The organism is Photobacterium sp. HL06 (assembly GCF_059552575.1).
Genome location: NZ_CM183914.1, coordinates 3,796,981 through 3,815,802, shown reverse-complemented (window position 1 = coordinate 3,815,802; position 18,822 = coordinate 3,796,981). Strand labels below are relative to the sequence as shown.

The following is an 18,822-nucleotide window of genomic DNA, read 5'->3' as shown; positions in this document are numbered from 1 at the left end:
GCCCCTTTTATTCCAAAGTGTTAAGTTGTTACGCTTCTACTTTTTCCTGGTGCTTCAACTTCGCATAAGGTTGGCCCATGCGTGTTGGCTGCTCAGGTTGCATGTCTTCGACGAAATGGATCATGTCTTTCGGGAACAGGTTGATCACTGTTGAGCCCAGTTTGAAGCGGCCCATCTCATCGCCTTTTTTCAACACGATGGCCTGGTCGCCAGTCGCCGGGTAATCCCAGCGGCGAACGTCTGGGCCCGTTGGTGGGGTTACGGTCCCTGCCCATACGGTTTCAATACTGCCGACGATCGTCGCGCCAACCAGTATATGGGCGATTGGGCCGTGTGCAGTATCAAAGATGCACACCACTCGTTCATTGCGGGCAAACAGGTTAGGTACGTTCTGTGCGGTAAGCGGATTGACCGAGAACAGATCGCCAGGAATATAAATCATCTGGCGCAGGGTACCATCACATGGCATATGGACACGGTGGTAATCACGTGGTGACAGGTACAGGGTAGCAAAATCGCCGTCCTTGAATTCGTCAGCCAGCGTTTCGTCTCCGCCCAATAGTTCAACGGCATCAAAGTAATGGCCTTTGGCCTGGAACAGACGGCCCTCTGTGATTGGGCCTAACTGGCTTACACAGGCATCAGCCGGGTGAGAGATGATGTCGGCCTCATCATTGATAGGGCGGACCCCTTCTTTGAGCTCGCGGACGAAGAAATCGTTGAAGGTCGCGTAAGCCGCAGGATCTGGGTTGCGTGCTTCAGACATATCAACCTTGTATCGGCCGATGAACCAGCGAATGACAGCGGTAGTCAGCATGCCGGCTTTTAAAGAAGCCAGCTTACCCGCTAAACGGGTTAGAGCATGTTTTGGCGCGCAGTACTGCAGGCCGATTTTAAGATTATCTTGCACGGTAGTTTTCCAGAAAGTGTCAACTAATCAACAACCTGGTTACTCTTATAACAACTTAAGAATAACTCGAACCAAGAATGATACCTAAAAGGCTGAGGAAAGTCAGTTAAATGCAGTGTGTTACCTAGGGGAGTAACATCCCCTGTTGCCAGGGGATGGTATATTAGTCGGGTTTATTGCGAGAAAACTGGCGGTTGGCAATGTTCTCCGACATGCTATCAATGATCTTGTGGTAGCTATCGTAGCGCTCTCGGCTAATTTTTCCCTCTTCCATGGCCTCCCGAATGATACAGCCTGGGTCGTCGCCGTGCTTACAGTCACGGAACTTACATCCGCCGAGGTATTCTCGGAACTCGACAAAGGCTTCGGTCACTTGTTCTGGTTCTAAATGCCACAGGCCAAACTCTCGTACCCCCGGTGAATCGATCAAATCGCCACCACCTGGGAAGTGATAGAGTCGTGCCGCGGTCGTGGTGTGCGTGCCTAAACCTGAGTTTTCAGAGACATCGCCGATTTCGGCATCGACTTCAGGCATCAGTGAGTTCACCATGCTAGATTTGCCGACGCCTGACTGGCCTGCAAAGATATTAACATGACCTTTCAGGTCATCTTTAAGGCTTTCCATCCCTTCTCCGGTATCGGAGCTGACATAGCGTAGTTCATAACCGATGTCCTGGTACAGAGACAGAGTCTGCTCAATCTGTAGGCGGCTTTCAGCATCCAGCAAGTCGACTTTATTGAGGACGATCAGTGGCTCAACGCCCACGGTTTCGGCCGCAATCAGGTAGCGGTCGATAATGTTGAGGGAAAGCTCCGGCAATACCGCCGACACAATGATGATGCGATTTACATTGGCTGCTACGGCCTTTACGCCATCATAATAATCGGGGCGGGTCAGCATCGATTCCCGTTCGTGAACGGCTTCGACGACACCTGCGATCCCCTGCAGGGCTTCAACACCAGGACGCCAGACCACCCGATCACCTGAAACCAGGCTCTGGATACTACGGCGCAGGTTACAGCGGTGGATCAGCCCGGTTTCCGGATCTTCAATATCGGCATGTTGGCCAAAGCGAGTGATCACTAAGCCTTCACGAGCGGTTTCCAGCAGGGTTTCATCCCACTGTACGTCATCTTTATCACGACGTAGTCGTTTATTTTGGTTCGAGCGTACGCGACGGCTCTGACCTTTGGTAAGCTTTTTCTTTTTTGCCACAAGAATATCGTTCAGTTAAGTTGGCTTACGGTAATATACCCGTTGGAAGAATTATCTGGCCCGGTTGGGGTTCAGATAATGGCTCCGTTTGGTAGTATCATACATGGTTTACTCATAAAATAGGCAATATCCGATGACGATCAGCGATCAGAACCTGATTTGGATTGATTTGGAGATGACTGGACTGGATCCGGAAATACATCAAATCATTGAAATCGCAACCATAGTGACAGATGCTCAACTTAATATTTTAGCTGAGGGCCCTGTACTCGCTATTCACCAGCCTGAAGCGGAATTGGCCAAAATGGATGAGTGGTGCACGACTACGCATACCAAGAGTGGGCTGGTTGAGCGGATCCGCCAGAGTAAGGTGAGTGAGGAAGAAGCAGTTCGCCAGACCATTGCTTTCTTGGAGCTGTGGGTACCGAAAGGCGCATCACCTATATGTGGCAACAGCATAGGGCAGGATCGCCGTTTCCTATATAAGCATATGTCTGAGCTAGAGCAGTACTTCCATTATCGCTATCTAGATGTCAGTACCCTAAAAGAGCTAACCCGTCGCTGGAAGCCAGAGCTTCTTAATGGTTTTTCCAAGAAAGGGAGTCACTTAGCATTGGATGATATCCGTGATTCGATTGCTGAATTGCGCTACTATCGTGAGCATATTTTCAGTATTTGATGGTAAAATGAGCGCTTGGAGGGAAATCTGCGGGTTTTTTTTGAGAACTATTGCATCCGTAAATTTTCCTCGTATAATGCGCAGCCTCGAAAGGCAATTATCAATTGGTTGCTTTCGACAGTACGGACGCGGGGTGGAGCAGCTTGGTAGCTCGTCGGGCTCATAACCCGAAGGTCGTCGGTTCAAATCCGGCCCCCGCAACCACTTTCTCATTTTTGAGAAATATGCGACACTAGCTCAGCTGGTAGAGCGCAACCTTGCCAAGGTTGAGGTCACGAGTTCGAACCTCGTGTGTCGCTCCAATTTGATAGTTCATGGCCTAACGGCGGTGAACGGAAGGTGAAAGACTTCCATGTGATGCGACACTAGCTCAGCTGGTAGAGCGCAACCTTGCCAAGGTTGAGGTCACGAGTTCGAACCTCGTGTGTCGCTCCAATTTGATAGTTCATGGCCTAACGGCGGTGAGCGGAAGATGAAAGACTTCCATGTGATGCGACACTAGCTCAGCTGGTAGAGCGCAACCTTGCCAAGGTTGAGGTCACGAGTTCGAACCTCGTGTGTCGCTCCAATTTGATAGTTCATGGCCTAACGGCGGTGAGCGGAAGATGAAAGACTTCCATGTGATGCGACACTAGCTCAGCTGGTAGAGCGCAACCTTGCCAAGGTTGAGGTCACGAGTTCGAACCTCGTGTGTCGCTCCAATTTGATAGTTCACGGCCTGACGGCGGTGAGCGGAAGATGAAAGACTTCCATGTGATGCGACACTAGCTCAGCTGGTAGAGCGCAACCTTGCCAAGGTTGAGGTCACGAGTTCGAACCTCGTGTGTCGCTCCAAATTTAAGAGAGTCATGGCTGCCACACGAGGAACCTCGTGTACCTAGCCGGCCGCGACGCTCCAAATTGAGTTGTCATCGTACTTTGAACGGTGAAATATAAATCGGACGCGGGATGGAGCAGTTTGGTAGCTCGTCGGGCTCATAACCCGAAGGTCGTCGGTTCAAATCCGGCTCCCGCAACCAATTTACTTGTTGAGATACAAGCATGCGACACTAGCTCAGCTGGTAGAGCGCAACCTTGCCAAGGTTGAGGTCACGAGTTCGAACCTCGTGTGTCGCTCCAAATTTAAGAGAGTCATGGCTGCCACACGAGGAACCTCGTGTACCTAGCCGGCCGCGACGCTCCAAATTGAGTTGTCATCGTACTTTGAACGGTGAAATATAAATCGGACGCGGGATGGAGCAGTTTGGTAGCTCGTCGGGCTCATAACCCGAAGGTCGTCGGTTCAAATCCGGCTCCCGCAACCAATTTACTTGTTGAGATACAAGCATGCGACACTAGCTCAGCTGGTAGAGCGCAACCTTGCCAAGGTTGAGGTCACGAGTTCGAACCTCGTGTGTCGCTCCAAATTTAAGAGAGTCATGGCTGCCACACGAGGAACCTCGTGTACCTAGCCGGCCGCGACGCTCCAAATTGAGTTGTCATCGTACTTTGAACGGTGAAATATAAATCGGACGCGGGATGGAGCAGTTTGGTAGCTCGTCGGGCTCATAACCCGAAGGTCGTCGGTTCAAATCCGGCTCCCGCAACCAATTTACTTGTTGAGATACAAGCATGCGACACTAGCTCAGCTGGTAGAGCGCAACCTTGCCAAGGTTGAGGTCACGAGTTCGAACCTCGTGTGTCGCTCCAAATTTAAGAGAGTCATGGCTGCCACACGAGGAACCTCGTGTACCTAGCCGGCCGCGACGCTCCAAATTGAGTTGTCATCGTACTTTGAACGGTGAAATATAAATCGGACGCGGGATGGAGCAGTTTGGTAGCTCGTCGGGCTCATAACCCGAAGGTCGTCGGTTCAAATCCGGCTCCCGCAACCAATTTACTTGTTGAGATACAAGCATGCGACACTAGCTCAGCTGGTAGAGCGCAACCTTGCCAAGGTTGAGGTCACGAGTTCGAACCTCGTGTGTCGCTCCAAATTTAAGAGAGTCATGGCTGCCACACGAGGAACCTCGTGTACCTAGCCGGCCGCGACGCTCCAAATTGAGTTGTCATCGTACTTTGAACGGTGAAATATAAATCGGACGCGGGATGGAGCAGTTTGGTAGCTCGTCGGGCTCATAACCCGAAGGTCGTCGGTTCAAATCCGGCTCCCGCAACCAATTTACTTGTTGAGATACAAGCATGCGACACTAGCTCAGCTGGTAGAGCGCAACCTTGCCAAGGTTGAGGTCACGAGTTCGAACCTCGTGTGTCGCTCCAAATTTAAGAGAGTCATGGCTGCCACACGAGGAACCTCGTGTACCTAGCCGGCCGCGACGCTCCAAATTGAGTTGTCATCGTACTTTGAACGGTGAAATATAAATCGGACGCGGGATGGAGCAGTTTGGTAGCTCGTCGGGCTCATAACCCGAAGGTCGTCGGTTCAAATCCGGCTCCCGCAACCAATTTACTTGTTGAGATACAAGCATGCGACACTAGCTCAGCTGGTAGAGCGCAACCTTGCCAAGGTTGAGGTCACGAGTTCGAACCTCGTGTGTCGCTCCAAATTTAAGAGAGTCATGGCTGCCACACGAGGAACCTCGTGTACCTAGCCGGCCGCGACGCTCCAAATTGAGTTGTCATCGTACTTTGAACGGTGAAATATAAATCGGACGCGGGATGGAGCAGTTTGGTAGCTCGTCGGGCTCATAACCCGAAGGTCGTCGGTTCAAATCCGGCTCCCGCAACCAATTTACTTGTTGAGATACAAGCATGCGACACTAGCTCAGCTGGTAGCATACAACCTTATTAAGGTTGAGGTCACGCCTAGTTCCTTGAAGATCGGGAACCTCGTGTGTCGCTCCAATTTCAAAGAGAGTCATGGCTACGAGGAACCTCGTGTACCTAGCCGGCCGCGGCACTCCAATTTCTGCTGTCACCGCGTTTGACGGTGAAACGGCAAAACTACTACTGTGAAGTATTAGTCCAAATGCAGCATTCCTGGGTTATTCGACAACCGATGACTTTGTGTGTTGCTCCAAGTTCCATAACTTCGGTTATAAGGAACCATAAGAAGCAATCAGCTTCGACTACATCATCAGAATATTTATTGAGACAGTCTTAACCGGCTGGATTATTTATCTCAAGTAAATAGGATGCTCTGTAAGCCAATACCGTGAGGTATTGGAGTCAAATAACGACACATGCTCTTTGATTTTGTTGATACCAGTAACGGCTTTGTATGTTGCTGAGAAGGACTTGTGAATCGTATCTGCTCTCTTTATCCAGAATCCAAAATCGCCAGAATGCTGATGCTTTCTGGGCTGCTGCCTTGCTCTTAAGATCAATCTATTGGTTAGTGCACAGACTTATCCACATGAAGTAAACTGTGGGTAAGTCAGTTGATTACGTGTGCCGACTCCGTGTGAATAACTCTCCAGCTTCTTTCTGAATGATAAATATTCCAGTTGTTGTTAAAAACTTACTAACAGGGTAAGCTTTTGATTTTGTTGGTTTTTTAATATCTTATCCAGTGTTTATATACAGCCTGATCAATATGTTTTAGCTAGGGATAACTGTTTTGATTCCCTAGATCTGGGCCTGTGTTTAATATTTTATGGATGGGTATAAATCGGTAGGAATGAAATTGTTTTCCACATTCATGCAGAAGCCTGATTTAGCTCCCACTTTGTGCACCCACTTACAGGTGGGTTACGTTGAGCGGCGAAGACTTATGCGTCACGGGGCAAGCCTTTCTCGACGATTCTGATTAACCTCTTAGTTTTGCCTGGTAGTACCTCAATTGTATTCTCCTGGCGTTTTTCCTGTTGTTTGCTGATGGCCCAGTAAATATGGACATCAAGCAGTTCATTGTCGCCTAAACGTTGCTGCAGGGCATCTAGGATGTCTGTATGGTATGGCGCATTGCCCATAGCGATAGTTAGATTGCGCAGCCACTGGATATGGCCAATACGCCGTATCGCCGAGCCTTCCGTATTCTTTAAAAACTGCTGTTCACTCCATTGATAAAGATGATGGAGCGGTTGTTGATATAAGCTATCACGACAATGATAGTCGACTTCTTCGGTAATATCTGAAAAACGGTTAAATGGACAGACTAATTGACAGTCGTCACAGCCGTAAATTCGGTTGCCGATCGGTTCGCGCAGCTCTTCCGGGATGATCCCGTCAAATTCAATCGTTAGGTAAGAAATACAACGCCTGGCATCGACAACGCCTTCTTCAATAATGGCGCCAGTTGGGCAGCTGGTTATGCAGACGACACATTTTCCGCACTGATTTTCGGCTGGGGTATCGACCGGCAGCGGTAAATCGATGAGCAGCTCGCCCAGGAAAAACCACGAACCAGCCTCAGGGCTGAGAATAAGAGAGTGCTTCCCTGTCCAGCCCAAGCCTGCTTTTTCTGCTAATGGGCGCTCTAGGATCGGTGCCGAATCGACAAAAGGGCGGTAGCCGAATTCACCGACTTCTTTTTCTATCATCTGGCCAAGGCGCTTCAAACGATTACGAATCAGCTTATGGTAGTCACGACCCAGTGAGTAGCGACTGATATAGGCGGTCTCGGGTTTGTTGAGGCTTTGGGCAAATCCGGCTTCAGGAGGTAGGTAGTTCATTCGCACACTGATGACCCGGACAGTGCCGGGGTGCAGTTCGGCAGGGCGAGCCCGCATCATGCCATGACGGGCCATCCAGTCCATTTCACCGTGATAGCCTGCATCGATCCAACGCTGTAACTGGGCTTCATGCTGCTGAAGATCAATATCACTGATCCCTACTTGCTGGAAGCCGAGTTCTTTGCCCCATTGTTTGATTTTCTGGGTCAGTTCGCTGTAGTCGATGTTCATGGTCTGATTCACAGTGTGGCTGAATACTTGGGGGCCGAAGTGTACCACAATCATAATAGCTTTCACCGATATTAGAAAAGTCAGTAGGAATGGGAGCAGAAATGCTTTTTTGACATTGTGCCGAGCTGCAGTTTTGGGCACTATTTGTGCATTATGTGGTTTGGTTGCCCTGTCTGGGCTCATATTGGCAGCCGTGAAAGAACGTTAGAGGTTCAGAGGTAAAGCGATACCATGGTGACTTCACAACTACCGACACAGTTATATCGAGCAGAACAGGTTCGTCAGGGGGAGCAATTAGCTGCACAAATGATGCAGCTTGAGATGTACCAACTGATGGAAAGGGCTGGTAAGGCCGTGTTTACCGTGCTTCGTCAGCAATACCCAGAGGCAACATCGCTATTGGTATGCTGTGGGGGAGGCAATAACGGTGGTGATGGTTATATCGTTGCCAGGTTGGCCCGAGAGTCTGGGCTGACCGTGACGCTGTGGCAACAGGGCCAGGCCGGTCGATTAACCGGTGATGCAGCGCTTGCCCGTGATGCCTGGCTAGCCAGTGGCGGGAAAATTGCCACGCCGCAGCCACGGGTTCCGGCTTCAACCGAGGTGATTGTCGATGCCCTGCTAGGCACGGGCTTGAAAGGAAAAGTCCGGAAAGAGAGCGCTGATCTGATCAACCTGGTGAATCGGTCTGGTTGCCCAATTATTGCCGTGGACGTACCTTCTGGTCTCTGTGCCGATACGGGGGCTGAGCTGGGTGCTGTAATACGGGCGCAATCGACAGTCACTTTTATTGGGGTAAAACAAGGGTTATGCACCGGCCGGGCTGCCAACTATAGTGGCGAAGTGTACTTTGCTGGCTTAGGGGTCGAAGAGGCTTTTCAGCAATGCTCGTCATCTTCGGCCTATCGGCTCTGCCAGGCTGAAGTGAAGCGGTGTTTGCCGCTGCGAGATCGGACTGCACATAAAGGTAACCATGGCCGGGTATTATGCGCTGGCGGTGATCTGGGGATGGCGGGCGCGATTCGGCTGGCGGCTGAAGCCTGTGCGAGAAGCGGAGCCGGGCTAACAGCGGTGATCACCCAACCTGACAATGTGATGTCAATTATTACCGCCAGACCTGAAATAATGGTGCAGGGATGGCAGGATAAAGCCCATGAAATCAGCCATAGGCTGGAATGGGCGGATGTTATTGTGATTGGACCCGGCCTGGGGCAGAGTGACTGGAGCAAGGCGCTGTTATTCCATTTTGATGCGACTGATAAAAAAATGGTGGTCGATGCAGATGGATTGAACTTATTGGCCCTCTCACCAGACTATAAAAATAATCGTATAATAACACCACATCCGGGTGAAGCTGCCCGGTTGTTAGGTACAACGGTTGCAGCTGTAGAAGCTGACCGCTTTGCTGCAGTGCAGTTGCTGCAGCAAAAATTTGGTGGTGTTGCCGTCCTGAAAGGCGCCGGCACACTGATTCATGACGGTAGGCAGTGCTGGGTGTGTACTGCGGGTAATCCGGGTATGGCTACTGGTGGTATGGGTGATGTGTTGTCTGGCATTATAGGTGCCCTGGCAGGGCAGGGCTTATCCTTATCAGAAGCAGCCCGAGTCGGCGTCTGGATCCATAGTACAGCGGCAGATCTCTGCGCTCGGGAAGGAGAGCGTGGCGTGTTGGCCAGTGATCTGTATCCTTATATTCGACAATTAGTAAATCCAAGATAAAGATAACAATGCAAACATTTGAAACACTTCTTGCCGATGAGCAGGCAACCGTAGATTTAGGCCTTAAACTGGCAAAGGCATGTAAGCGCCAGACAACCATTTACCTGCACGGCGACTTGGGTGCAGGCAAAACCACATTCAGCCGAGGCTTTATTCGGGCGCTTGGCCATCAGGGCAATGTGAAAAGCCCGACTTACACCTTGGTAGAACCTTATGAGTTGCCGCCATGGCAGGTCTATCATTTTGACTTATACCGCCTTGCCGATCCGGAAGAGCTGGAATTTATGGGGATCCGTGATTACTTCAGCGATGACGCAATTTGTTTAGTGGAATGGCCAGACAAAGGTGAGGGCTTGCTGCCAGCGCCGGATCTGGAGATTGATATGCGCTATTACGATGAGCAGCGAAAAGTCACCGTTACCGCCAATAATGAATATGGTCTAGAGTTGATCAAACGTTTGGAGTTGTGTTGATCAGGATGTCTTTACGGGCTTTTTTGCATGCTTTGATTTTAGGGGTAGGGATGTTCAGCTCGGTGGCAATGGCCAACGAGCTGAAAAGTATTCGCGTCTGGCCAGCGCCAGACGAGACCCGTGTGGTGTTGGACCTACAGGATGAGGTGGCATTTTCCTATTTTACTCTGACCAAGCCTGAACGCTTGGTTGTTGATCTCAAAAAGACCACACTGAAAACAAAGCTGCCAATGACGGTGAGCAATAGTGCAGTCTTGAAGAAAATCCGTAGCAGCAGTGCGCCGGAGAAAGGGACCTACCGTTTAGTTTTTGAGACCAAGGTTGGAACCAATCCGACGATTTTCAAATTGGCCCCGACGCCGGATGGCCACTACAGCCATCGCTTGGTCCTGGATCTACCGCACAGTAAAAAGGCGGGAAAAGCCAAACCAGTGACGCCAAAGAAGTCGGTGACTGAAAATCAAAAAGCCCTGCTGCCTTACGGTAACGATGACATCATCGTGGCGATTGACGCCGGGCATGGCGGGGAGGATCCCGGCTCTATCGGCCCGAGCCGTAAATACGAGAAAAATGTTACCCTGGACATCTCTAAAAAGGTGGCGGCGAAGATCAATGCGACCCCCGGGATGAAAGCGGTATTGACCCGTCAGGCAGACTACTTTGTTAATCTCAATAAGCGCTCTGATATTGCCCGCCGTAATAAGGCCCATTTGCTGGTCTCGATCCATGCCGATGGTTTCCATAAACCGCAACCTCGCGGGGCCTCGGTGTGGGTACTCAATACCCGCCGCGCCAACAGTGAGATTGGTCGCTGGCTAGAGCAGCATGAGAAGCAGTCAGAACTCTTGGGTGGCGGTGATGTGCTATCCGGTGGGAATGATGATCAGTACCTCAGCATGGCAGTCTTGGACTTGCAGTTCAGCCACTCCCAGAAAGAGGGATATGATGTTGCAACTCGCGTGCTGAAAGAGCTCAGCCAGGTTACCGCCCTGCATAAAAGCAAACCGGAGCATGCCAGCCTCGCCGTCCTGAAGTCACCGGATATTCCGTCGTTATTGGTGGAAACTGGATTCATTACCAATCCGAAGGAAGAGCGGCTGCTTAACACGCGGTCACATCAGAATAAGCTGGCAAATGCGGTTTATAAAGGGGTACTTGCCTACTTCAATGAAAAACCGCCGGAAGGGACGTTGTTCGCCGCAAGAAAAGGCGGGGTGAAGCATAAAGTCACATCAGGCCAGTCTCTGAGTATTATTGCCAGCAAGTATGGCACCTCGGTAGCTGCGCTGAAAAAGGTCAATAAGCTCAAAAGCAATACATTGAAAATCGGTCAGGTGCTGGCCATTCCGGGAGGCAGTACCGTTGCAGTCACCAACGCCCCTGCAACGAAATCATCTCGGCCTATTCAACGCACGGTGAAAACAACGACACACACCGTGCAACGGGGTGAATTTCTTGGCAAAATTGCAGCTCACTATGGCGTAACCGTTGCAAGTATCCGCAAGCTGAACAAGTTGCGCTCTGATGAGCTGGCTATCGGTCAGAAGCTGAAGATAGACACCAGTAACCGTAAGATGGTTAAGCACACCGTGAAGCGTGGTGAGTTTCTGGGTAAGATTGCTTCCCATTATGGGATCAGTGTGAATAGTCTCCGCCAGGCAAATAAGCTAAGCTCAGATACATTGGCCGTAGGTCAAAAGCTCACTATACCCAGTAGTTAACCGTACCTAGAAGTGAATTATGCCGATTCAGATCTTGCCCGCCCGGCTGGCAAACCAAATTGCCGCTGGTGAAGTTGTTGAACGCCCCGCCTCGGTGGTCAAAGAGCTGGTTGAAAACAGTTTGGATGCCGGTGCCACCCGGATTGATATTGATATTGATAAGGGCGGCAGCCGTACCATCCGGATCCGCGATAACGGGAAGGGGATCCCGAAAGATGAACTCAGCCTGGCCTTAAGCCGTCACGCGACGTCAAAAATCACGTCACTCGATGATCTTGAAGCGATCGTGAGCCTTGGCTTCCGTGGTGAAGCGTTGGCAAGTATCAGCTCTGTTTCCCGCTTAACCTTGGCGTCTAAAACAGCAGCGCAGGAAGAAGCCTGGTCAGCCTATGCGGAAGGGCGTGATATGGATGTCCAGCTCAAACCGGCCGCGCACCCTGTCGGGACGACGCTGGAGGTACTGGATCTGTTTTTCAATACCCCGGCCCGGCGCAAGTTCCTGCGTACCGAGAAAACCGAGTTCAGCCATATTGATGAGCTGCTCAAGCGGATCGCTTTGAGCAGGCTCGATGTCACCATCAACCTGCGCCATAACGGAAAAATGATCCGGCAATACCGCGCCGCCCAAACGCAGATACAGAAAGAACGCCGGTTAGCCGCCGTGTGCGGTTCCAGCTTTCTCAATCATGCGCTGGCTGTCGAGCTGGAACATGGCGATCTGAAGCTATCGGGTTGGATCTGTAGCCCGCAGGGTGCCAGAGCCCAGAATGATATCCAGTATTGCTACGTTAATGGCCGCATGATGAAGGACAAGCTCATCAATCATGCTATCCGCCAGGCGTATGAAACTAGCCTGACCGCAGATCAATATGCCGCCTATGTACTGTTTATTGAGGTTGACCCGCACCAGGTTGATGTCAATGTCCACCCGGCTAAACATGAAGTACGTTTTCATCAGGCTCGCTTGGTGCATGACTTTATTTGTCAGGGGTTACAGAGCGCGTTGCAGCAAAGTTTAGAAGAAAGCGGCGAATCCCTGTACCAGCCTCCTCAGCGGGCCAGTGCCGCTGCCAATCCGAGTACCAATTCGCCTGCGGGTGACATTGCCGAGCCTTCGGCCGTGATGTCGGCAGTGGCACGTACCCCGGATTACCCCAACAAGGCTCAGCCGAGTGAGTGGTTACCCACTTCAGAGGAGCGGGCGTCAATAGCGTACCGAGATACGAGTGGGCAGCATAGCCGTGCTGGTACCAGTGATAGCCGTGGCCCTGCGGGATATTCTGCAGGTTCGTCTTCTCAAGCGGGGAAAGGGCAGCCGCGCCAGTTTGGTAATGATACGCCATCAAAGCGTGAGGTTAGTGCTTACCAACAGCTGATGGCGACGCCTGAACCCGAGGCTTTCGCGCCTCCTGAGCCTGCTGCAACTGTGATCCCACACTCTGGGCCGGCTCCTGTGAATCCATACCGAGAAGCACCTTCTCCGGCCATATCACCATCGGTGCACCAAACTGCCATCGATGCGCAAAATGGTATTGGTTTGGGCAAGGCATTGTGTCTGGTCGAGCAACGTTACCTGCTACTGAGCCGAGACAACGGCGTATTTGTCCTGTCGCTCGATGATGCTCAGCGCTTGCGTCATAAAGGCCAACTACAGCTGGCACAGAGCGAAGGGTTGAAACCTCAGCCCCTGCTGATCCCGCATTCAATACCCGTAGAGCCAGGCATGATAGAATGTGCCGAGCAGCATGCCCAGTTGCTCAAGCAGTTGGGTATTCATCTTAAAGCCAAGGGCAAGGCTGGACTGATCATTATGTCGGTCTGCATGCCGCTTCGGCAGCAAAACCTGCAGCAATTGATCCCGGCTCTGTTGGGGTACCTGGCCTTGGTGGCGGATGATCCCGAAGCCCAGGGCTGGGATAAGTTGCTGGACTGGTTAGCATCGCAGTTAGTGATTCCGACCGATGCATTCAGTTTGTCACAGGCAATTCAGTTGGTGACAGAACTGGAGCAATTATGGGGGAATACGCTTGAACATTATTATCCAAATTTGTTGCGCCCGGTTGATGTTGGCGCAGCAATAGAAGCATTTAACTATGAGTAAGCCACACCCTCAGGCCATTTTTTTAATGGGGCCGACCGCATCGGGAAAAACAGATCTGGCGATTCGATTGCGTCAGCAGTTACCGGTGGAGTTGATAAGTGTTGATTCAGCCCTTATCTATAAAGATATGGATATCGGTACAGCAAAGCCAGATGAGCGGGAACTTTCCCTTGCTCCTCACCGTCTGATAGATATTCGTGATCCAGCGCAAAGTTATTCAGCTGCAGACTTTCGTGCAGATGCACTGAAAGAAATGGCTGATATAGTTGCAGCAGGGCGAATTCCTTTGCTGGTTGGTGGTACTATGTTGTACTACAAGGCGTTACTGGAAGGTTTATCACCATTACCGGCCGCGGATCCTGAGATCCGAGCCGATATTGAGCGAGAAGCACAAGAGAAAGGCTGGCAGGCACTGCATGAGGAGTTAGTGCGGATTGATCCGGTATCTGGTGCCAGGATCCATCCCAATGATCCGCAGCGACTCTCTCGGGCATTGGAAGTTTTCCGCATTTCGGGTAAAACTTTAACAGAGCTGACGAAAACCCAAGGTGAATCGTTGCCATATAAGGTTCACCAATTTGCAATAACACCCAAGGATAGGGCTGTCCTACATCAAAGGATCGAGCAACGTTTTGAAAAAATGATCGAAGCAGGTTTTGAACAGGAAGTTCGTGCTTTGTATGAGCGAGGTGATCTGCATCCAGATCTTCCATCGATACGTTGCGTGGGTTACCGACAGATGTGGGAATACTTGGACGGGAAGTGTGATTTGGACGAAGCGGTTTTTCGCGGGATCTGCGCAACCCGTCAATTGGCGAAACGTCAAATTACCTGGCTGAGAAGCTGGAAAAATTTGACGTGGTTGGATAGCAGTGACGTGGATACTGCGTTACAAACAGTCACAAACTCAGTTAGATGTGATGTTTGATTAACGTGTATACTCACACTGTTTTGCGTATTTTTAATTTTGTTCGTTGCTAAATACAACTACAAACAAATAAGGAAAAGAAATAATGGCTAAGGGGCAATCTTTGCAAGACCCGTTTTTGAATGCGCTGCGTCGTGAAAGAATACCGGTCTCTATTTACCTGGTTAACGGCATTAAACTTCAGGGCCAGATTGAATCATTTGATCAGTTCGTGATCCTACTTAAAAACACTGTTAACCAGATGGTGTACAAGCATGCGATCTCTACTGTGGTTCCTGCTCGTCCAGTGAACCACCATCATGCAGGCGACCGTCCGGCCTCTGCTGAGCGTTCTCAAGAAAAAACTGAAGAATAAGATTATTCTTCGATAAGGAGTTGATTGCTTGTTTGACCGTTATGAAGCCGGTGAGCAGGCTATTCTTGTTCATATCAACTTCACGCAAGAAGGGGAATGGGAAGACTTAAGCGAATGCGAAATGCTGGTCTCCTCGGCGGGAGTCAATACGCTACGTGTGGTAACAGGTAGTCGTAAAACTCCCCACCCTAAGTATTACGTGGGTGAAGGTAAAGCACAGGAAATTGCCGAAGCGGTTCGGGCTGAAGAAGCCGAAATCGTGATATTCAACCACTCCCTCTCTCCAGCGCAAGAGCGTAATCTGGAGCAAATTTGCAAATGCAGAGTGTTGGACCGTACCGGTCTGATCTTGGATATTTTTGCCCAGCGTGCGCGTACCCATGAGGGTAAGCTGCAGGTTGAGCTTGCTCAGTTACGTCATATCTCCACTCGATTGATCCGCGGTTGGACTCACCTTGAACGACAGAAAGGTGGTATCGGTCTGCGTGGTCCGGGTGAAACCCAGCTGGAAACGGATCGCCGTTTACTGCGAGACCGTATCAAAACTATTTTACGTAGATTAGAAAAGGTTTCGAAACAGCGCGATCAGGGACGTAGAGCTAGGAACCGAGCTGAAATACCCACTATCTCATTGGTCGGTTACACCAATGCGGGTAAATCGACATTATTTAACCAAGTCACGAATGCTGGGGTCTATGCGGCAGACCAGCTGTTTGCGACCTTGGATCCAACCCTGCGTAAAATTGATGTTGCCGATGTCGGTACCTCGATTTTAGCTGATACTGTTGGGTTTATTCGTCACTTGCCCCATGACTTGGTGGCTGCATTCAAGGCAACACTGAAAGAAACCCAAGATGCAAGTTTGCTATTGCATGTGGTGGATGCCAGTGATGAACGTTTTCGCGAAAACATGGATGCAGTCGATAACGTGCTCGAAGAGATTGATGCCGATGAGGTGCCGGTCCTGATTGTGATGAATAAAATCGACAATCTGGAAGGCGCTGAGCCTCGCATTGAGAGAGACGAAGACGGGATCCCCCGTCGTGTTTGGGTATCTGCCATTGAAGGGCAGGGTATCGACCTGCTGTTTGAAGCGCTTACTGAACGTCTGTCTGGCACCATGGTGAAACATACCCTGTGCTTACCGCCACATCTGATTGGCCGTTATCGCAGTAAGTTTTACCAGCTTGGATGTATTTTGCGTGAAGAATATGAGTCTGATGGCAGCCTGACGATTGATATTCGTTTACCGTTGGCAGAGTGGTCTCGGTTACAAAAAAGAGAAAGTACTTCGTTAGATGACTTTATCGTTGCTTAATGGACTGCTAGAGTAATAAGAAAAACTGTCGTCATATCATATTGATGGAGTTCTATAATGGCGTGGAATGAGCCTGGTAACAACGGTGGCCGTGATAAAGACCCTTGGGGTAACAATAATCGCGGCGGTCGTGATCAAGGTCCACCGGATCTCGATGAAGTGTTTTCAAAACTGAGTCGTAAGTTCGGTGGCATTTTGGGAAATAAAAAAGGGCCTTCGGCTGGTGGCAGTGCTGCTGGTTTAGGGGCGATTGCGGTATTAGCTACTGCGGTATGGGGTTTCTCTGGTTTCTATACCATTGGTGAAGCGGAACGAGGCGTAGTACTGCGTTTTGGTAAGTTTTACGAAATGGTTGATCCGGGTTTGAACTGGAAGCCAACGTTCATCGACGAAGTTACACCAGTTAACGTTCAAGCGATTCGTTCTCTGCGTAGCTCCGGTTTGATGCTGACCAAGGACGAAAACGTACTGAAAGTTGAGATGGATGTTCAGTACCGTGTTTCTGATGCCAATAGGTATCTGTTTAGCGTGACCAATGCTGATGATAGTCTGCGTCAGGCCACTGACTCTGCACTGCGTGCGGTGATTGGTGACTCGACAATGGATCAGGCGTTGACCACAGGTCGACAGACGATTCGTGCCAATACCCAAGAAGCGATCGACAAAATTATCCAGACCTACGATATGGGTATCTTCGTTGTCGATGTGAACTTCCAGTCTGCGCGTCCGCCGGAAGCGGTTAAAGATGCGTTTGATGATGCTATCGCGGCACGAGAAGATGAAGAACGTTTCGTGCGTGAAGCGGAAGCATACAGCAATGATATTTTGCCGAAAGCGACTGGTCGTGCGGAACGTTTGAAGAAAGAAGCGGAAGGTTATTCTGAGAAAGCTGTCAACGGTGCACTCGGTGAAGTGGCACAGTTTGAAAAGCTATTACCTGAATACCTAGCTGCCCAGGAAGTAACCCGTAACCGTCTGTATCTGGAAACGATGGAGCGTGTATACGGTAATACCAGCAAGGTAATGGTTGATTCAAGTTCCAGTGGCAACTTGTTGTATTTGCCGCTAGATAAAATCATCAATCAGTCCGAGCAAAGCAGCAAGCCAAAGAGCAGCACATCAAGCGGCTCCTACGGTATTGAGCTTGAAAAAGTTGAATCTACAGCACCTGTATCCACGGCTCCGCGTGGTGATACTGGCCGTCAAGGGAGATATTAATTATGCGTAAGTTAATGATCCCAGTGATTGTCATCTTTATTGCTGCGTTGCTGATGTCGATGTTTATCGTGCAGGAAGGCGAGCGCGGTATTGTGGTCCGATTTGGCCGTATTTTGAAAGATAACAATACCGAAATTGCACGTATCTATGAACCAGGCCTGCACTTTAAAGTGCCTGTTTTTGACCGTGTACGTATGCTTGATGCCCGTATCCAGACCATGGATGACCAGGCTGACCGTTTTGTAACGTCAGAGAAAAAGGACGTAATCATTGATACCTACGTTAAATGGCGTATCGAAGATTTTGGCCAGTACTACCTGACAACCGGTGGCGGTAATGCCTCGACGGCGGAAGCGCTATTGAAACGTAAGGTGGTTGATAGTCTGCGTTCGGAAATTGGTTCGCGTGAGATCAAGCAAATCGTTTCCGGTCCGGATCGCGGCAAGCTGCAAGATGAGAATGCCCCTGTTGTTGAAGATGATGCTCCTGCGACGGAAATCGTGGCGGAAGTCGCTCCTCGCAAAGAGGTTGAAGGTCAGCGTGATCAGATCATGACCAATGTACTGGCTGACATCAAGATAAGCGCAATGAAAGACTTGGGTGTTGAAGTGGTTGATTTCCGTATGAAGAAAATCAACCTGCCTGATGAAATCAGTGAGTCTATCTATCGCCGTATGCGTGCCGAGCGTGAGTCCGTAGCACGTAAGCACCGCTCGCAAGGTCGTGAGAAGGCAGAGGTTATCCGTGCTCAGTCTGAGCTGGAAGTGGCGAAAATTCTTGCCGAAGCTGATCGCCAAGCGCGCGTTGTGCGCGGTACAGCAGATGCGAGAACCGCTGAGATTTTCTCTGAAGCCTTCAACAAGGATCCGGAATTCTATAGCTTCCTGCGTTCACTGAAAGCCTACGAAAATAGCTTCAACTCGAAGAATGACATCTTGGTGATTGATCCAAGTACTGACTTCTTCAAATACATGAAAGAAGCGAACGGCGTTAACTAAGCCAGCGTTAAATAGAGAGAAAGACAAGGCCTCGGCCTTGTCTTTTTTTTTGTCGTTATATCATAATCTGCGCAGAAACAGCGGAGTTTGCCCGTTGATACAGCTAGCAGGACATAGGTCGTAATCATGAATAAAGCAATTTGGTTGGCTCTGGGATTAGTGTTGGTCTTTGAAGGGCTTGGGCCATTACTTGCGCCAAGGGGGTGGCGTGAGATGGTCAGTCAGTTGAGCCAGCAAAGTGATAATTCCCTGCGCCGGATTGGTGGTTGCCTGGTGGTGGCGGGCAGTGTGATTGCTTACATGATGTACACTAGTATGTAAATCGCCCTAGCATGCAACCGT

Annotated in this window: 14 protein-coding genes and 20 tRNA genes; 31 read left to right on the top strand and 3 right to left on the bottom strand. The window is 50.2% G+C overall.

All coding sequences use genetic code 11. The features are described from left to right. Positions 1-28 precede the first annotated feature (28 nt). Positions 29-910, bottom strand: a complete 882-nt coding sequence (gene asd, locus AC51G0_RS17250; RefSeq protein WP_496299946.1) for an archaetidylserine decarboxylase — start codon at positions 908-910, stop codon at positions 29-31. Between the two features lie 163 nt (positions 911-1,073). Then, positions 1,074-2,126 (bottom strand): small ribosomal subunit biogenesis GTPase RsgA, encoded by a 1,053-nt coding sequence (rsgA, locus tag AC51G0_RS17245; protein WP_496299945.1) that lies wholly within the window; start codon positions 2,124-2,126, stop codon positions 1,074-1,076. Between the two features lie 133 nt (positions 2,127-2,259). Between rsgA and orn the strand changes: the two genes are divergently transcribed. The 21 genes from orn (at position 2,260) to AC51G0_RS17140 (ending at position 5,649) form a co-directional block, all read left to right on the top strand. After that, positions 2,260-2,805, top strand: coding sequence for an oligoribonuclease (orn, locus tag AC51G0_RS17240; RefSeq protein ID WP_496299944.1), 546 nt, complete (start codon positions 2,260-2,262; stop codon positions 2,803-2,805). A gap of 127 nt (positions 2,806-2,932) precedes the next feature. After that, positions 2,933-3,009 (top strand) — tRNA-Met (locus AC51G0_RS17235). Positions 3,010-3,031: 22 nt separating this feature from the next. Further along, a tRNA-Gly gene (locus AC51G0_RS17230) sits at positions 3,032-3,107 on the top strand. Between the two features lie 57 nt (positions 3,108-3,164). Further along, a tRNA-Gly gene (locus tag AC51G0_RS17225) sits at positions 3,165-3,240 on the top strand. 57 nt (positions 3,241-3,297) lie between these two features. Continuing rightward, positions 3,298-3,373, top strand: a tRNA-Gly gene (locus AC51G0_RS17220). 57 nt (positions 3,374-3,430) lie between these two features. Beyond that, positions 3,431-3,506: transfer RNA gene (locus AC51G0_RS17215), tRNA-Gly, on the top strand. Between the two features lie 57 nt (positions 3,507-3,563). Next, positions 3,564-3,639: transfer RNA gene (locus tag AC51G0_RS17210), tRNA-Gly, on the top strand. A 108-nt stretch (positions 3,640-3,747) separates the two neighbouring features. Beyond that, a tRNA-Met gene (locus AC51G0_RS17205) sits at positions 3,748-3,824 on the top strand. Positions 3,825-3,848: 24 nt separating this feature from the next. Further along, positions 3,849-3,924 (top strand) — tRNA-Gly (locus tag AC51G0_RS17200). Positions 3,925-4,032: 108 nt separating this feature from the next. Continuing rightward, positions 4,033-4,109: transfer RNA gene (locus tag AC51G0_RS17195), tRNA-Met, on the top strand. A 24-nt stretch (positions 4,110-4,133) separates the two neighbouring features. Next, positions 4,134-4,209 (top strand) — tRNA-Gly (locus tag AC51G0_RS17190). Between the two features lie 108 nt (positions 4,210-4,317). Next, positions 4,318-4,394 (top strand) — tRNA-Met (locus AC51G0_RS17185). A 24-nt stretch (positions 4,395-4,418) separates the two neighbouring features. Then, positions 4,419-4,494 (top strand) — tRNA-Gly (locus AC51G0_RS17180). Between the two features lie 108 nt (positions 4,495-4,602). Further along, positions 4,603-4,679 (top strand) — tRNA-Met (locus AC51G0_RS17175). 24 nt (positions 4,680-4,703) lie between these two features. Next, positions 4,704-4,779 (top strand) — tRNA-Gly (locus AC51G0_RS17170). A gap of 108 nt (positions 4,780-4,887) precedes the next feature. Then, a tRNA-Met gene (locus tag AC51G0_RS17165) sits at positions 4,888-4,964 on the top strand. Between the two features lie 24 nt (positions 4,965-4,988). Beyond that, positions 4,989-5,064 (top strand) — tRNA-Gly (locus AC51G0_RS17160). Positions 5,065-5,172: 108 nt separating this feature from the next. Further along, positions 5,173-5,249 (top strand) — tRNA-Met (locus AC51G0_RS17155). A gap of 24 nt (positions 5,250-5,273) precedes the next feature. Beyond that, positions 5,274-5,349: transfer RNA gene (locus tag AC51G0_RS17150), tRNA-Gly, on the top strand. 108 nt (positions 5,350-5,457) lie between these two features. Further along, positions 5,458-5,534 (top strand) — tRNA-Met (locus tag AC51G0_RS17145). Positions 5,535-5,558: 24 nt separating this feature from the next. Then, a tRNA-Asn gene (locus AC51G0_RS17140) sits at positions 5,559-5,649 on the top strand. Positions 5,650-6,515: 866 nt separating this feature from the next. Here the strand turns inward: AC51G0_RS17140 and queG are convergent. After that, positions 6,516-7,649, bottom strand: a complete 1,134-nt coding sequence (queG, locus tag AC51G0_RS17135) for a tRNA epoxyqueuosine(34) reductase QueG (protein ID WP_496301997.1) — start codon at positions 7,647-7,649, stop codon at positions 6,516-6,518. Between the two features lie 231 nt (positions 7,650-7,880). On the opposite strand from queG, the gene AC51G0_RS17130 reads away from it, so the two are divergent. The 10 genes from AC51G0_RS17130 to AC51G0_RS17085 all read left to right on the top strand — a co-directional run bounded on the left by AC51G0_RS17130 (position 7,881) and on the right by AC51G0_RS17085 (position 18,801). Beyond that, entirely contained in the window at positions 7,881-9,368 is a 1,488-nt protein-coding gene (locus AC51G0_RS17130) for an NAD(P)H-hydrate dehydratase (RefSeq protein WP_496299943.1), read from the top strand. An 8-nt stretch (positions 9,369-9,376) separates the two neighbouring features. Continuing rightward, on the top strand, positions 9,377-9,841 hold the full coding sequence (gene tsaE, locus AC51G0_RS17125) for a tRNA (adenosine(37)-N6)-threonylcarbamoyltransferase complex ATPase subunit type 1 TsaE (protein ID WP_496299942.1): 465 nt from the start codon (positions 9,377-9,379) through the stop codon (positions 9,839-9,841). A gap of 50 nt (positions 9,842-9,891) precedes the next feature. After that, positions 9,892-11,562 carry an N-acetylmuramoyl-L-alanine amidase gene (locus AC51G0_RS17120; protein WP_496299941.1) on the top strand — a complete coding sequence of 557 codons (1,671 nt, stop codon included), beginning with the start codon at positions 9,892-9,894 and terminating at the stop codon, positions 11,560-11,562. 19 nt (positions 11,563-11,581) lie between these two features. Then, the gene (mutL, locus tag AC51G0_RS17115; protein ID WP_496299940.1) at positions 11,582-13,663 is read left to right on the top strand and encodes a DNA mismatch repair endonuclease MutL; all 2,082 of its coding nucleotides are present in this window, start codon (positions 11,582-11,584) and stop codon (positions 13,661-13,663) included. Continuing rightward, positions 13,656-14,591, top strand: coding sequence for a tRNA (adenosine(37)-N6)-dimethylallyltransferase MiaA (gene miaA / locus AC51G0_RS17110; RefSeq protein WP_496299939.1), 936 nt, complete (start codon positions 13,656-13,658; stop codon positions 14,589-14,591). Before mutL ends, miaA begins: the two co-directional genes overlap by 8 nt. A gap of 85 nt (positions 14,592-14,676) precedes the next feature. After that, positions 14,677-14,946, top strand: coding sequence for an RNA chaperone Hfq (gene hfq, locus AC51G0_RS17105; RefSeq protein ID WP_160657761.1), 270 nt, complete (start codon positions 14,677-14,679; stop codon positions 14,944-14,946). A 28-nt stretch (positions 14,947-14,974) separates the two neighbouring features. Beyond that, the gene (hflX, locus tag AC51G0_RS17100; protein ID WP_496299938.1) at positions 14,975-16,264 is read left to right on the top strand and encodes a ribosome rescue GTPase HflX; all 1,290 of its coding nucleotides are present in this window, start codon (positions 14,975-14,977) and stop codon (positions 16,262-16,264) included. Positions 16,265-16,321: 57 nt separating this feature from the next. After that, entirely contained in the window at positions 16,322-17,482 is a 1,161-nt protein-coding gene (gene hflK, locus AC51G0_RS17095) for an FtsH protease activity modulator HflK (RefSeq protein ID WP_496299937.1), read from the top strand. A 2-nt stretch (positions 17,483-17,484) separates the two neighbouring features. Next, a complete protein-coding gene (hflC, locus tag AC51G0_RS17090; protein WP_496299936.1) occupies positions 17,485-18,480 on the top strand; it encodes a protease modulator HflC in 996 nt (331 codons plus the stop codon). A 126-nt stretch (positions 18,481-18,606) separates the two neighbouring features. Beyond that, positions 18,607-18,801 (top strand): DUF2065 domain-containing protein, encoded by a 195-nt coding sequence (locus tag AC51G0_RS17085; RefSeq protein ID WP_496299935.1) that lies wholly within the window; start codon positions 18,607-18,609, stop codon positions 18,799-18,801. Positions 18,802-18,822 lie beyond the last annotated feature (21 nt).